Source organism: Marinobacterium sp. BA1 (assembly GCF_041155135.1).
GTDB classification, from domain to species: domain Bacteria; phylum Pseudomonadota; class Gammaproteobacteria; order Pseudomonadales; family Balneatricaceae; genus Marinobacterium; species Marinobacterium iners.
In genome coordinates this window covers 1,758,650-1,772,103 of record NZ_BAAFHC010000001.1, presented here as the reverse complement: position 1 = coordinate 1,772,103, position 13,454 = coordinate 1,758,650, and the positions used below count along the sequence as shown (strand labels likewise).

At 52.0% G+C, this 13,454-nt stretch carries 8 protein-coding genes and 1 pseudogene; 4 read left to right on the top strand and 5 right to left on the bottom strand.

Annotation, left to right across the window (positions count from 1 at the left end):
• Nucleotides 1-80: 80 nt before the first annotated feature.
• The 5 genes from ACAM29_RS08565 to ACAM29_RS08545 all read right to left on the bottom strand — a co-directional run bounded on the left by ACAM29_RS08565 (nt 81) and on the right by ACAM29_RS08545 (nt 8,085).
• Nucleotides 81-1,124 carry a 2Fe-2S iron-sulfur cluster-binding protein gene (locus ACAM29_RS08565; RefSeq protein WP_091827429.1) on the bottom strand — a complete coding sequence of 348 codons (1,044 nt, stop codon included), beginning with the start codon at nt 1,122-1,124 and terminating at the stop codon, nt 81-83.
• 118 nt (nt 1,125-1,242) lie between these two features.
• On the bottom strand, nt 1,243-2,268 hold the full coding sequence (locus tag ACAM29_RS08560; RefSeq protein WP_206840616.1) for a diiron oxygenase: 1,026 nt from the start codon (nt 2,266-2,268) through the stop codon (nt 1,243-1,245).
• Between the two features lie 344 nt (nt 2,269-2,612).
• The gene (locus ACAM29_RS08555; RefSeq protein ID WP_369623867.1) at nt 2,613-3,038 is read right to left on the bottom strand and encodes an META domain-containing protein; all 426 of its coding nucleotides are present in this window, start codon (nt 3,036-3,038) and stop codon (nt 2,613-2,615) included.
• Nucleotides 3,039-3,166: 128 nt separating this feature from the next.
• Nucleotides 3,167-3,523: a DUF4870 family protein gene (locus tag ACAM29_RS08550; RefSeq protein ID WP_369623866.1), complete on the bottom strand. Its 357-nt coding sequence runs from the start codon at nt 3,521-3,523 to the stop codon at nt 3,167-3,169.
• A gap of 158 nt (nt 3,524-3,681) precedes the next feature.
• Nucleotides 3,682-8,085 (bottom strand): SdrD B-like domain-containing protein, encoded by a 4,404-nt coding sequence (locus ACAM29_RS08545; protein WP_369623865.1) that lies wholly within the window; start codon nt 8,083-8,085, stop codon nt 3,682-3,684.
• Between the two features lie 392 nt (nt 8,086-8,477).
• Here ACAM29_RS08545 and ACAM29_RS08540 point away from each other — a divergent pair, with 392 nt between their 5' ends.
• From ACAM29_RS08540 to ACAM29_RS08525, 4 genes and pseudogenes are all read left to right on the top strand, one after another.
• Entirely contained in the window at nt 8,478-9,692 is a 1,215-nt protein-coding gene (locus ACAM29_RS08540) for an EAL and HDOD domain-containing protein (protein WP_369623864.1), read from the top strand.
• A gap of 216 nt (nt 9,693-9,908) precedes the next feature.
• Nucleotides 9,909-10,700, top strand: a complete 792-nt coding sequence (locus ACAM29_RS08535) for a DNA-binding response regulator (protein WP_369623863.1) — start codon at nt 9,909-9,911, stop codon at nt 10,698-10,700.
• 7 nt (nt 10,701-10,707) lie between these two features.
• Nucleotides 10,708-11,196, top strand: a pseudogene (locus tag ACAM29_RS08530) (7TM-DISM domain-containing protein); the annotation flags it as partial.
• A 168-nt stretch (nt 11,197-11,364) separates the two neighbouring features.
• A complete protein-coding gene (locus tag ACAM29_RS08525) occupies nt 11,365-13,371 on the top strand; it encodes an ATP-binding protein (protein ID WP_369625132.1) in 2,007 nt (668 codons plus the stop codon).
• Nucleotides 13,372-13,454: the final 83 nt, after the last annotated feature.

Sequence of the window (13,454 nt, the reverse complement as noted above, 5' to 3'; positions counted from 1 at the left end):
TACCCATTCAACGTTAGGCACAAAGGGCGATGAATACAAGCAGCAGAGGCTGCCGGATTGATTTCCGGCAGCGCTTTGTGTCACACCAGCTGAGACTTGGAAGGTGCGACCGGCGGTGCCTGATCGAAGAAGCCTTCGGTGTGGATCATCTCGGCCTGAGCCCCCTGCGCCTTGACCGCTTCGATGCAGGCATCTACAAACTCCGGGCTGCCGGCGATGTAGATTGCATGCTTTGACAGGTCAGCATAAAGATCCTTGATGATGTCGGGAATACGACCGTGTTGCATTCCTTCTTTCTGTTCCCGGGTCAAAGTCGGGATGAACTTGAAGCGACGATGACGCGCATTCCACAGTTCCATCAGGCCACGGCAATAGATCTCATCTTCGGTGCGAGCCGAAAACATCAGGTGCACCGGCTGCTTGAAGCCACGGCGCAGGGCGGCATCTGCCAGACTCAGAATCGGAGCAAGGCCAGTACCGGCGGCCAGACACAGTACGGGACCATCAGTACTGGGGTCGCCAATGAAGGTGCCATAGGGGCCTGACACGTTGACCATGCTGCCGGGCTTTACTTCATCGTGAACCCAGTTGCTGGTTTTGCCATCCGGCACGCGTGTGATCTGCAGCACGATCTCGCCATCAGGGCGCGGGGCGTTGGCGATGGAATAGGAACGTGGGGTGACCGTTTTCTGGGTATCGGTCAGGCTCACATACTGACCCGGCCAGAAGCGAATCGGCTCACCAATGGGGCGCAGGCGAATTTCGGCGATACGCGGCGTCCGCTCGATGCGGTCCACGACCACGCAGCGAATATTTTCGCGTGGCGGAAACAGTTTGGGTTTGGCATCATCCGTGCCCCAGTCGATCTCAAGGGTATCGCTGAGTGGCTTGCACATGCACATCAGGCCATAGCCCTCGGCACGCTCGTCCTGAGACAGTGCCATATCCAGCACCATGCCCTGGTCGAATTCACCGCTGAGCACTTTGACCTTGCACTCGCCACAGGCTCCGGCGCGGCAATTGTTGGGCAGGGCATAGCCGGCATTTTCCAGGGTTTCCAGCACGGTCTCGCCGGTTTTGGCCTCAACCTCTTTGCCGGACGGGGACAAACGGATTGTAGTCATACGCACCTCCGGGCTCTGAATGGCTCAGTCAGCCCTGTAACAGCAGAAATTGGTAACGGAAAACAGCCGACCCGATTGGGTCGGGGCGGCTGTAAAAGCAAGCATCGGACAGGTGGGATCAGAAGATCGGAATGATATCCGCTGAATCCAGATCCGCCTGAGTCACTTCCTCACCGGTGATGTCCACTTCGGGGATCGCCGGGAACGGGGTGTCATACTTGTCCAGAACCGCTTTCAGGTTGAGCATGGCGTTGCGCCAATTTTCGCGCTTGTCTTCGTAGGTCGGGATACCGAAGCCGGCTTCACGTGCAATGGCTTCCGCTTCACGCTGGGTAGCGATGAAGTCTTCAGGCAGATCCCAGAACTCGGCCGGCGGCTCGAAAAGCACGGCAGACAGGAACAGGTAGCCTGCGCGGATCTGCTTGGTGATGATCGACTTCTCTTCCTGGGAGAGCTTCGGATAGTCGCGCTCCATCAGCGACAGGCAGATCGCCATGTGGCGGCCTTCGTCACGACCGATGTTCTTGAAAGCTTCAGTGAATACCAGCTCTTCGCAGCTCTGAGACATCTGCTTGAAGATGGTGGCTGCCGCGATTTCACCCATCAGGAATGAGCTGAACAGTACGGCCAGGCTGTATTTGGGAACGGCTTTCTTGTAGCCATTCCAGTAACGACCACCGTTGTAGTACAGCCAGCGTGCATTCTTCTGCAGACGGCGACCCAGTTCAGTTTTGGGCTCATATTCCAGCGGGCTGGCGGACTCGAGCATTTTGGTGATCACCAGACCACACATCTGCTCGTGGTTCTGCTCGTCACGGGTGACGGAGAAGAAGCAGCGACGAATGGCATCTTCTTCGTGATCTTCGTAGGTCTTGATAAATGCTTCTGCGAACACGGGCGGTGCAGAGGCATCAAATACAGAGAGCAGGGTCCACCAGTAGGCGATTGCTTCACGCTCTTCCCATGAGTAGCTGGAAGCGTCAAAGGTGTCCCAGGGCAGGTCTTTCGGGTTCCAGGCTTCACGCAGAGATGCATCCCAGATCTCTTCTACTTTGGAAGACTTGGTTTCCCAGCGCAGCGGGTAGATGTTCGGCTGCGGTGTTTCCGGCGGAAATTCCATGGTGTTAGCGAGTTTATCATGCATGGAGCTTACCTCTGTATCGGGGTTCTTGTTGTTTGAAAGCCCTCGCAATTTAGCACTCGTGATACATAAATCAATATTTTAAAAATACGTTATGTATCATATTGGAAAGTACCTATTTTGTTATTTATGAAAATTTAACTTATTGAAAAACAATAATATTTTATTTTTAATAAGAAGCATTATTGATTATTTTGCATGTTTTTGATCCTGTAATTGGATACTTAATGAGCTAAAAAATGTTTTTGTTTTGACTCATATCAATATTTGCAGATGTCAAAGATTCGAAGGGCGGGAGAAAAAGAGGGGTGTGCCCTGCCTTGGCAGGGCGTGGGGGCTTTGTCAGATTAGCGGGCCAGCATGCGATGGCCATTGCCTTGCAGAATCAGTGCACCGCTGGGGTCGATTGCAATGCGCTGGGCCGCTTCCAGCGCATTCAGGAAGCGGCGCTCCTGCTGCATCAATGCTTCCGGGCAGGCCATCATGGTGGTGGCCACCTGATTGATCTCAAGCCGATGGCCATTCAGGCTGTAGCTGGCAAAGTATCGGTTGCAGCTGGTTGAGCCACTGACCCGTCCCTCAGTATCGAAACTGAGGCTGGCGCGTGAGCTGTCGATGATGCCCTGTCCGTCAATATCTTCGACGATCCACTCCTTGCTGGTCAGCAACGGCGCGTACTGGGGGTGCTGGATCTGTTCGTTCGGCTCTTGCGGTTGTGTCGTACAGCCACTTACAAGAGCGGCCACAGCCAGAGCGACAAGCGTCCTGTTCATGATGTTGTCCTTTGCCGATAGGGGGGAGTTGTTTCAATGTAGCAGACAATGACCACAGATCACGGGAAGGGTTCAGCTACAAAAAAGCCGCACGTACAGGTGCGGCTTCGGTACAACAAAATCAGAGCCTAGAACAGCCAGCCGGTGACGTTGGCAGGTGCCTGTTTCATGTCCAGCGCTTTCATGCCTTTGACACAACGAATGATTAGCCATACAACCCAGAAAAGGATGACAAACCAGCCGATGATGACCAGCGACAGTATGCTGCCGATTACCAGATAGAGAAAACCGATCCAGAATGTGCGGATCTGAAACTGGTAGTGGCGCTGCAGCCATTCCGGTGCATCACTTTTATTGATGTAGGCCATAATGACACCGATGATACCGGTGATACCAAACACAAGCCCTACCAGATACAGAATGTAAACCAGCTTGCAGCTGCCTTCAGTGGTGGGCTTTTCCGCAGTTACTACCTGCTCAGTCATATCAAAACTCCATTTCAAATTGAATATTCAAAACACGCCATAATAACCGGGGATGCGTTTATCTCGCAATCGGTGATATGACGCTATTACCTGTAGTTGCACAAAAGGCCACACCTTGCGGTGTGGCCTTTGTTTAATTGTTCAGATGCTGAAGTGAATCAACAAAATTGACGGCGAATGCGCGGTGACAGCATCGCCATCAGGCCCAGCAGCAATGCAGTCAACAGCAAACCGAACGGACCCATCACCGGAATGGCGGTGGGGGTCAGGTCTGAAGACCTGCGTTCACCGAAGTTCCATTCCTCACCATGCTCATCATCTCCAACATTCACGACAAACACATCGTTGCTGTTGGCTGAGTCGGTGAAGACACTGCCTGCTGTCTCACGGCCATCGACCCAACCTGAAGGCTGTTCCTCCGTAACGGTGTACTCCACGCCCGGCTCAAGACCGCTGAAAGCGTAATAGCCGCTGGCATTGGTGGTTGTGGTCCGAACGTCACCATTACCATTACCTTCCAGACGTACGGTTACGCCGGCAATAGGAGCCTCGTCCGTATCAAACACGCCATTGTTGTTGCGATCATGATAGACATGGCCCGAAATGCTGGCCGTGACGGTGCCGGTTCCCAGATCTCTGAGTTCACCGAAATTGTATTCGGTTGCGTCTGTGTCTGCGGGCAATGTGATGTCGCTGATCACATCATTGGTGGCAATACTGCCGCCTTCAGAGCCGGCTGTTTCTTCGGCATCAATCCAGCTGGCCGGATGCTGCTCTGTAACAGTGTAGTTACCGGGTGCCAGATTGGTGAACAGGTATTCACCATTACCATCGGTGGTCGTTGAACGGCTGACCGGGTTTCCAAAATCATCAGTACCCGTCAGGTTAACCGTAACACCCGAAATGGCCGGGTTCGTACCGCTGGTGTAGTTGCCGCTATCGTCATTGTCGTGATAGACGCGGCCTGCAAGGCTGGATACCACGACATCAACATCGACATTGTCCTCAGCCGCAGGTGGTGGAGGATTATCAAACTCGAGGTCGGTATCCAAATGCAGCTGAGCTGTGTTGTTCAATGTGGCAACAGAGCCGCCGGTAACCCTGACAGGAACACTCAAAACGACCTGCCCCTGTGCCGGTACTCCTTCACCCAGTGCGCAGGCAAAATCTGTATCGCCAGCGGCACTCGGTGTTCCTGCAGCGGGCGGCACCGGAATGGTGGTACAGACAAGTGCACCGTTAACCAATGCTCCGCTAAGTGTTGGTGTGCCAGCCAGTTCCATGTTAGCGGGCAACGTATCTTCAACTTTCGGGTAGTACAGCTGAGCGTCGACATCGTTGTTGGTAACAGTGATGGTGTAGCTGAACGGTTCCATCAACGATACTACCGGGGTGGATACTTCTTTTGTAAAAGTAAGATCCGGTGTGGTACGTACCGTGGTGCGGTGCTGTACAACATCGTTTTCCCAGTGTCGGTCGCTGAACCCCTGACCAACACGGTCGATATGTTCCTGAGAACGTACAACCGAGTGGTTCATGTACACGCCGCGGTCTGTAGCTTCCAGAGTGTAGGTCAGCACGCGTGTTTGGCCGCTTTCCAACAAACCCATGTTACAGGCGATATCCGCATGATCCAGAATGCGTGAGTCCCACGCGCCATTGATGTAATCGGAGTTATAGTCCGGCTCTGTTCCGACCCAGCTTTCGTTATTGGGCGGCCACATCCAGCTGAGTTTACTCGGCAGGTTTTTGTCTTCGCCACCAGTACCAATATCATCAACACTGGGCAAGACGGAGCAGCTGATACCTGCGTCGGTCAGATCAGCGCCTGTAATTTCGTTACCTGGATCATAGCTGCCTTCATAGAATCGAACGTCACCAACCCACTTGAAGCCGGCAGTTGGCAGATAATCGTAGATGGACGCGTTAGTGGCAACGGATGGGCCGTTGTTGGTAATGCGTACTTGATACGTCACTGTGTCGCCGACATACACAGGGTCTGTCATATCCTGCTTGTTGACCTGAAGGTCAATGTCCGACTCATCAGCGGTGGCGCTGGCCTGGTCAGTATTATTGGTGTAGTCGGTTTCTTCCGTAGTGCCGGCTTTGGCAGTTTGGGTACCGGGTTCCACATTGACGTAGACGTCGTTAACGAAGGTTTGCCCTTGCTGTTCGTTGTTCGGACGAATACGCACAATGAAGCTGCGATCGCCACCGCGTGGGAAACTGCTCCAGCTGCATTCCAGAGTTTTATCCGTTGATGTTGTTGTATCATCAACATTCACGCCGCTACAGGACGGAAGAGTTGATCCGCTGAGGCCCAGGTAGGTCACGTTTTCCGGCAATACGTCTGTTACAACAACATTGTTTGCACCTGAGAGACTGGCGTTGCTGACAGTGATGGTGTACTGCAGCTCGGTACCTGTCTTCTGGTCCCAGCTTGTCACTGCCTTGGTGACTGTAAAGTCAGTTTTGGCCTGTACCGCGGCATTGACTGAGCCAGTGTTGTTACTGAAATCAGGCTCCGGGGTATCTGACTGAATATAGGCTGTGTTGCTGCGGTTGAGATTATTACCGTTGCTGGCAGAGCCCTGTGGGCGAATACGGAACCCGAGGTTAGTGCTGACACCGCCGGCCAGTGTGGTAGTGGTACAGCTTAGGTTTACTGAGGTAGAGTTCAGGTAATCACCCGAGCTTAAAGGTGTGCCTCCATTACTACAGCTCCAGCCAGTTGGAATCGTATCGATCTGGAAGCTGCCGCCGTCAGTGCTGGGGATCAGTCCGGTCAGGTTGTCAGAAACAACAACATTGCTGGCAGGATTGCTGCCAAAGTTGCCCATTGAAATTCTATACGCAAGCCAATCGCCTGCCTTTATGTCGCCAGCAGGGGTTGTAACAGCCTTGGTGACTGCGAGATCGGTACTGTTGGCGGCTGGATGGCCGGTAACAGCAGCTGCTGTGTCACATACTTGATCGTTTTGCGTACCCACCAACGGGTGGGTGAACGCGGCGCGGCAGACCTGGTTTTCCAGGTTGGTGCCCGTGTCACTGGATACCGTAGCATTTACGGTGAATGTTTGGCTGGAGTTCCGTGGGAACGGATCGGCCTCGGTGTAGGTACGGTTACAGCCTGAAGTGTTACAGGTCCATCCTGCAGGGCCATTAATACTATTAATTGTCAGCCCTGCCGGTGCGGTCTCTGAAAAAGAGAGAGGACCCCAAAAGTCAACATTGCTGCTGGAAGGGTTACGCAACGTTACGGTGTATTGAATGTTTGTACCCGTTTCGAACTTGTTTTCAGGCGCTGTGGGCCCTGACTTCGAAATGGTAATGTCAACTGTTGGTTCTGCAAAATCTACGATTACGTCGTCAGTGTTGTTTGTAGGGTCGGCCTCAGTCGAGCTGCTGGTTAGATTACCACTCAAGGTGTACTGACCGGTTGGTCCGGTTACATCAAAAGTGGCAGCGCCCATTGGCTGTAATGCACCAGCTACTGCACCACCGGCGTTCCAACCACTACAGGTTAATGTGGTTGTGCCAGTGAAACTACAGCTGCCCCAGCGGGGATCGTAGCTGAGTGAGCCGGTATCAACGGTCAGCGTATTCGGGATGTCTACCGTATAGGTGGGCGTATTGGGAATATCACCAGTGTAACGGGGTGTCACTGTGATAGTGGATGGATCACCAGCGATGATGGTGCCCGTGGGACTCTCGCTGAGATCCAAGATCAGATCAGTACCCGGTGTCACAGAGGCGCTTGACGTTGCTGAGTTGTTCGTTGAGTTATCATCAGTCAGGTCAGACGCAACGCTCGCTGTCAGGCTTAAAGATGATCCCTGCGCAGCAATCACTTGTGACTCAATGCCGTTAAAGGTTGTTGATGCCTGATCAGCAAAGCTGCCGCCGATGGTACACTCGACATTGGCGCCGGCAATGCTGCATCCAGAGGGCAGGCTGCTTGGTACCCACTGAGTTCCGGCTGCAGGTACAAGCGTCACGATGGTGCCGGTTGTGCTCAGGGGGCCATTATTGTTGACGGTAATATCATGAGACCAGATGGCACCTGATGCAATATTTCCACCACTTACTGGGCTGGATATCAGTGTGACTGCGAGGTCTGTTCCTGCCTGGATATTGGTCGTTACAGACTCTGACTCGTTGCCAGACACTTGGTCACCGGCGCTGGTAACAGTGGCGATGGTTGACAGGTTTGCAGAGGGAGGATTGCTGTCTGGCAGCGTGTCACCATGAACGAGGAAATCAAAATCGATGGTGAAGTTTGTCGTCCCGTGTGGAATGTCATCAATGGCGCAAGTGATTGTGCCTGCTGTGTCATCTAAGCATGAGCCTGTGCCATTGCTGAATGTAGTGCCGGTAAAACCGGCAAGACTTGAATTGTAAGTGTATGTAAGAGCTACTCCAGTAGCTGTATCGGTCCAGCTTGGAGAGCTGTTGTCCAGCCTGACGGTGTAAGTCGCTGTTTGCGTTAACGATATGGTGTCCGGCCCGGTATGCTGCAATACCAGATCATGAGCGGCCCAGGCTGCTGATGCCGTACTCATAAGTGCAGCTGCAAAAGCCGCTTTTTTAAACATGGTTCTGGTTCTATGCAGCAGGTTCACTGTGGCGTGTGAACCCATGCTTTCCACTACTGGGACGCCGGCACTTGGCGGGCTGTACCTGTTTCTTCGTCGGAAAAACATCATATTGACTATCCCTGAGTTGTTAACACACACAAAGACGCGACTATAACCAAACTGGCGTTTGTTTTTGTTTGGTGGAGGGGAAGGGGGTTTGCTGGCAGGTAAGTTTTTTGATCGGTATCGATTTGAAATATCACACAAGCAAAAGTCGCCTCGAGCAAACCTGTTGGCTTTGCCTCCAAAGTTCCGATCAGGGACTTCCTTTATGATTAAGGCTGGTTTACGTCTAACATTCGTTCAGGCATCAGCTTATGTCGTCCAGTCAACACTATTGCATAGCCCTGCAGCCTATTTGTGATGCGCGCATGAGGCATGTGGCAGATGAGTTGCTCTATCGGGCCAGTGCAAATGCAAATACTGCGATTATAGATGATCAGATGATGGCCACCGCGAGGGCTTGTAATGCGGCCTTCTACGAAACCGGTATTGAGTCACTGTGTGGCAGTCGCAAACTGTTTTTCAATGCACCTCGTGACTGGCTGTTACAGCCGGAGTTGCTGCCACCGAATCCAGAACAGGTTGTAATCGAGGTGCTGGAAAGTGTTGAAGGCGACTCCGAGGTGCTTGCGGCGTTACAAGGGCTTAAGGCGCGGGGGTATGCGCTGGCGCTTGATGATTTTGAACTGACATCGGCCACACGACCATTGCTGGAGTTGGCGGATATTATCAAGCTGGATATGCTCAATCAGACCTTCAAAGAGCGAGACCTGGATGAATACCGGGCGCGGGGCATCACCTTGCTGGCGGAAAAGGTGGAAGATCTGGCAACGTTTGAGTCCTGTAAATTGCAGGGGTTTACCCTGTTTCAGGGGTACTTCTATGCGCGGCCTGAAGTCAAACGGAAAACGGCAGTCAAGCGGGAGGGTCATCGAGAGGCGCAGTTGCAGCTACTAAGCGAGCTGCAACACCCGGAAGTGGATTATGACAGGATCGAGCAACTGCTGGCACATGAACCACAGTTGTGTGTACGCCTGCTGCGAATGATCAATTCAGCGCATTGCAAGCGCGCCAACACTATCAGCAGTTTGCGCCAGGCAATACTTCTGTTGGGTATCGATCGGCTGCGCACACTGGTCACCACGCTGGTGCTCGCAAACGATGATCCGTGCAATATGCTGTTGTTACCACAGGCTTTGACGCGGGCTGCCATGTGTCTGCGACTGGCGGCCGGTGAATTCAATGATGACCCTGATGCCGCATTTATGGTGGGATTACTGTCGATGGCAGACTTGATGTTGAGCGAAAGTCTGGAGACTGTGTGTGAACAGTTGCCCTTGAGTGACGCAATCAAGCGTGCACTGATGCTGCGCACAGGGAACCTTGGCAGAGTTTTAAAGCTGGTGATTGCCTTTGAAGGTGCTGCATTGGGAGCTACAACCGATAGAGCGGTGATCCGCTTGAATCGTTACTATCTGGAGAGTTGCAGCTGGACAAGCGCCGCGTTGGCAGGACTATATGGTACTTGAGCTGTCGGGTATTCATAAAAAGCAGGTGTTGCCGTGCCGATTGTAGTCGTCATGCCCGTAAGTGGCATTGGTTTTGTTATAGAATGGTTCGGCTTTGCCCGATGGGTAAGTCTTTTGCCAGAGGGAAAAAGTATAGGTTGATTACATGAAACGCTCGTTTGTGTGCGATGATTGCCGACAACACAAGCATGAACGTAATTCGGTTGGGCGTATGGAATGGATGTGCTGAAGGGAAAAAGGATACTGGTGATCGATGACGCTGAAGCGGAGCGGATGCTTATCTCAACCTATCTGCAACAATATGGTTGTCGCCTCTATCATGCGCATGATGGTGTCGATGGTGTCCATAAAGCCAAACTGCTGTCGCCAGACCTGATTTTGATGGATGTGGATATGCCGCGTTGCGATGGTTTTGCGGCATGTAAAGCGTTAAGTGGTGATCCAGCTACATCCCAGGTTCCGGTTATTTTTCTGTCTGCTTTCTCCGGTACCGAACAGCGGGTGCAGGGGTTGCTGGCTGGAGCTGTGGATTTTATTGGAAAACCTTTCAGTTTTGACGAAGTACGGTTGCGACTGTCGGTCCACCTGCGGAATCGTTTGATCCAAAGCCCTCAGCATTTTACGGATGTGATGGGTGCACCTGGAACGGTGAGCGAAGTCAGCAATAATGATGGCAATTTGTATTCTGTCCTCTTTCACAGCGCCCGGGTGTATTTGTTGCGCAGCCTTGATAATGCGCCCGGTATTCAGGAGTTGGCGCGCCTGACAGGCACCAACACCAAGCGTTTGAATGCCGCTTTCAAGCATTGTTCCGGAATGACTGTTTTTGAGTATCTTCGAGAGGAACGCATGAAAGAGGCACATAAACTGCTTCAAAATACCGGCTTATCTGTCAGCGATATTGCTGCCCGCGTCGGTTTCAGCAGCAGTGCCAACTTTGCCACCGCATTCAAGGAGCGGTATGGCATGACCCCTTCGGCTTTTCGCCAAACTCGCATCATACCGTGAGAATGTGATGAGCCTTGTTCGTATTACAGGTCTTTTAACGCTGCTATTGCTGTTATTTCCCTTTTCGGCAAAAGCGCTTCCCGTGCTGGATCTGGCTGAACCTTCCGAGCGCAATCGTGTGCTTGAAATGGAGATATTGTCTGAAGAACAGGGGGCGAAGGCTGGACCGGGTGATATGCTCTACTCCAATGGATGGCTGAGTGTGCGCGACGTCCCCGAGTTGTTGAGTGCACCACGGCGGAAAACAGTAATATGGCTACGCGCCAGAATACAAAACGGGTCACCGGAACCCGTTCAACGGTGGTTGGAACTATCACCTTGGCGATTGAACAGGATCGATACATGGCTGATTGATCCGCTGACGGGCCAGTTCAATGATCGTATGTCAATCGGGCTGGATCAACCAATCAGCGAGCGCAGGGTGCCTTCCAACCGAGCAGTTGTACCGCTGAATCTGCCGGCTGGTCACACTGTTGATCTGTTGATCCGTATAGATAGTGACAGTCGTCCCTTTCTGTTCATCAAAAACTGGGACCCGATTAATTTTACCACTGATCAGGCTCAACGCTACCAGTTTCACTCCATTTTGTTGGCTATTACGCTGACCTTGGCAATGGTGTTGCTGTTTCAGGCCAACGTGCGTTACACGCTGGTTTGTCTCTGGATGCTGTCACTGTTTGTCTTCGAAGCGGAAAAAGAAGCCTATATCAGCTATTTGCTGTTTGATGGTTTGGCTGACTATGCCAGTCACCTGCGCTTCTCATTCTCGGTGATCGCCAAGAGTTTATTCATGTTGGTGTCGGTATATCTGCTGGGGTTGAATCGACACCATATCTGGCGCTGGGTGCTGCCGGTGACTCTGCTGTTTTCATTGAGTTACATCGGGCTGAACTTTGTGCTGGAGAATAACCAACTCAGAAACAGTGCAATGGTGTTTCATGTGGCATGTGCACTTGTCTGGCCATTGCTGCTTCCGGCTGCATTGCGGCAGAAGTGCCGCTTGCAAAACACCATGCTGCTGCTCTTGGGCATAGGTTGGCTGACCAGCAGTATTTACGTATTCAGCTATGCACTGAACATCAATTACACCTCGGAAATGGCTACTGTCAGGCTTCTGATTGAAATTTTTCAGGCATTGGCTTTGCTGCTGATTTATGCCTTGCAAAAACGTAACTACGAGCGCTCGCTGGAGCGGCAGCTTCGTGAGGCAGAGCAGGCTGAGCGTGCTCGGCTTGAGCAGGCGGTAGCTGAACGAACCCGAGAGTTGAATTTGGCGCTGGAGGCAGCCCAAAAATCCGATACTGCCAAGACTAAATTTCTTAGCCGTGTGACGCATAACCTCAAATCCCCATTAACATCCATCATGGGCTATGCGCAGTTACTGAGTTTCGAGCAGGGTAAAATCGGGCAAAAGAGCCGCATCATATATAGCAGCGCAACTCATATGCTCAACTTGATCAATCGTCTGATCAATTATGCGCGTGACGTCAAAACCCTTGAAGTCGTACAAACAGATCTGTATCTACACGCGTTTATCAATGATATCGCTTATGAAGCTCGTATTTTGGCCGGTAAAAATAATAACGGCTTCAGGCTTGAAGTTGATGAATTGCTGCCGTCTGTAATTCGCTGTGATGAGACGCTTTTGCGTGAGATATTACTTAATTTGCTGGATAACGCAGCGAAATATACGGTTAATGGTGATATTGCGCTTCGTATTTACGATAGGAATACACACGAGAGTGAGAAAGGGTCCGTGCTTCAGTTGGTGTGTGAGGTTGAAGATACAGGGTGTGGTATAGATGCCGAAGAGCATGATCAGCTGTTTGACCCGCTTTTTCGAGTGTCTGATAAGGGGGAGGGAACCGGCCTTGGGCTGGCTATTGTCAAAGAGTTGGTCGAGCGAATGGGGGGGGATATTTTCTTGAGCAGTGTGCCAAATAAAGGTACCTGCGTGCGTTTCACTGTGCCGGTCAAACCGGGTAGAGAAGATGCAGGCATTGCTGTGCTTAAAAGCCCGACTCGAATGTTGCCTTTGTATAATGCCGATGGCCTTGAGGCTTGGGTGGTTGAAGATTCTGAACAGATTCGTCATTTACTGTACATGGAGCTGTCAGAGCTTGGCTTTACAGTTGTAACGTTCGCCGACGCGGAGTCAGCGATCAATGCTTTGCAGGCTAAGAACACAATGCCGGACATCATTCTGACTGATTATCGTTTGCCAAAGGCATCAGGTGGTGCCGTCCTCGAGGCGGCGCGAGCAATAGACCCTCTGGTGCCGGTACTGCTGTTATCAGCTACCTGGTACTTGCAACCGGAACGCCAAGAAACGGGAGAGTGTTACACCGCCTTGCTGGGCAAGCCGGTGGACCTGGCTCTGCTGCGTCATGAGGTTGCTCGTGCGTGTGGATTGGCTGACATACAAGCGTCGAGCTCTTCGGAAGCGCATTCTTCAGGTAGTGTGACGGCCTCAAGTATTGTTATAAATGAGGATTCCATTCAACAGCTGGAAGTGTGGCTGGAGTTGGGTGCTGTTACTGATATAACCGAATGGTGTGAACAACTGGGCAAGCAACATCCAGAAAGTGTTTGTTTCGCCGAAGAGTTGAGCGCGTTGGCGCAAAGGGGAGATTTCAAAGCCATTCACAGGCGACTTTTGGAGTTGAGTTGATCTTTAGTTCCTCCTGCAAAAATAAGCAGCAAAAGCTGACGCGGGCCCTGAATCAAAAGTGCGCGCAGTTCTGTGGTCGCTGT

Bases quoted from the DNA above. Each gene is read 5' to 3' on its own strand.
- ACAM29_RS08565 (WP_091827429.1), bottom strand. From the start codon at position 1,124: ATGACTACAATCCGTTTGTCCCCGTCCGGCAAAGAGGTTGAGGCCAAA.
- ACAM29_RS08555 (WP_369623867.1), bottom strand. From the start codon at position 3,038: ATGAACAGGACGCTTGTCGCTCTGGCTGTGGCCGCTCTTGTAAGTGGC.
- ACAM29_RS08545 (WP_369623865.1), bottom strand. From the start codon at position 8,085: ATGAGTACGGCATCAGCAGCCTGGGCCGCTCATGATCTGGTATTGCAG.
- ACAM29_RS08550 (WP_369623866.1), bottom strand. From the start codon at position 3,523: ATGACTGAGCAGGTAGTAACTGCGGAAAAGCCCACCACTGAAGGCAGC.
- ACAM29_RS08560 (WP_206840616.1), bottom strand. From the start codon at position 2,268: ATGCATGATAAACTCGCTAACACCATGGAATTTCCGCCGGAAACACCG.
- ACAM29_RS08535 (WP_369623863.1), top strand. From the start codon at position 9,909: ATGGATGTGCTGAAGGGAAAAAGGATACTGGTGATCGATGACGCTGAA.
- ACAM29_RS08540 (WP_369623864.1), top strand. From the start codon at position 8,478: ATGTCGTCCAGTCAACACTATTGCATAGCCCTGCAGCCTATTTGTGAT.
- ACAM29_RS08525 (WP_369625132.1), top strand. From the start codon at position 11,365: ATGCTGTCACTGTTTGTCTTCGAAGCGGAAAAAGAAGCCTATATCAGC.